The sequence below is a fragment of the Candidatus Phytoplasma stylosanthis genome, assembly GCF_032886435.1.
Classification (GTDB): domain Bacteria; phylum Bacillota_I; class Bacilli_A; order Acholeplasmatales; family Acholeplasmataceae; genus Phytoplasma; species Phytoplasma stylosanthis.
Genome location: NZ_JAUZJP010000042.1, coordinates 1 through 899, shown reverse-complemented (window position 1 = coordinate 899; position 899 = coordinate 1). Strand labels below are relative to the sequence as shown.

The 899-nt window shown below is 26.7% G+C and carries 2 protein-coding genes; both read right to left on the bottom strand.

The features are described 5' to 3' along the window. Positions 1-163 precede the first annotated feature (163 nt). Positions 164-550, bottom strand: coding sequence for a hypothetical protein (locus Q8777_RS02635; protein WP_318749497.1), 387 nt, complete (start codon positions 548-550; stop codon positions 164-166). Further along, positions 547-899: YqaJ viral recombinase family protein (locus Q8777_RS02630; RefSeq protein ID WP_338140414.1), on the bottom strand; the 353-nt coding region annotated here is incomplete at its 5' end. The genes Q8777_RS02630 and Q8777_RS02635, both read right to left, overlap by 4 nt.

Sequence of the window (899 nt, the reverse complement as noted above, 5' to 3'; positions counted from 1 at the left end):
TGGAATAACCATAATTTATTAATTCTGGTACTGAAAAAAGAGCTTTGATCTTAGCAAAAGAATAACCATCTTCTTGCATTCTTTCCACTGGTCGTTGAAAATGACTATAATATTTTTTTAAATTTTTGCGATCCATGTTTCAAAAAAACCTTCTTTCATTATTTTAATTTTCTTTTTCTAAAATAGGGATATGATTGTTAAATGGTTTGTTATCTATCTTGTCTTCGAAAAGATTTAGTTTTTCTGTTAATCTTCTGATCAAAGTAACCATTTTTTTAAACCAATCTTGTTGTTGGGAAAATCTTTCATAACTACTTTTTTCTAATTCTTTTATTTCTACTTCCAACTCTTTTATTTTTTTTGCTAAGAAAAACATATTTGGAGAGGAAACAAAAGAACTAGTTTCTTCGAACTTTGAGGATGAGATATTAAGATCATCTGTTGGTTTTGGAAAAATATAAAAGATGAACCATCCAATAGTTGAACCTATTAAAACACAAAATAGGAATAATGATATTTTTTTAAAAAATGTTAAAAACTTTTTTTTCATTTTTCTTGTTTTTCCTCTTTCTTTTCCAATAAAGTCCGATAATGAGTTAATAAAGTTTTGAAGGCTAAACCTTCTTTTTTCATCTGCACAATAAAATTTAAATCTAAAGTTATTTTGGCTAAATAATAATCTGTTTCTTGAAAGTAAACTAAAAAATAAGCTAATTTAGCTTCTGAACAATAAAGACCACATTGAATTTGGGCCCAATAATAAGGAGGAACAATTTTTTTTTGGATAAATTCTTGCCAACTATTCCCTTTTTCTAAAGGACATTTAATTTCTAACATGGTTTGGGAAGGAGCGTGATAACCATCTAAAGAAGCAGAAAAAAGATCTTTGATAAAAACAG

Excerpts from the sequence above, each read along its gene's own strand:
- Q8777_RS02635 (WP_318749497.1), bottom strand. The coding sequence starts at position 550 with ATGAAAAAAAAGTTTTTAACATTTTTTAAAAAAATATCATTATTCCTA.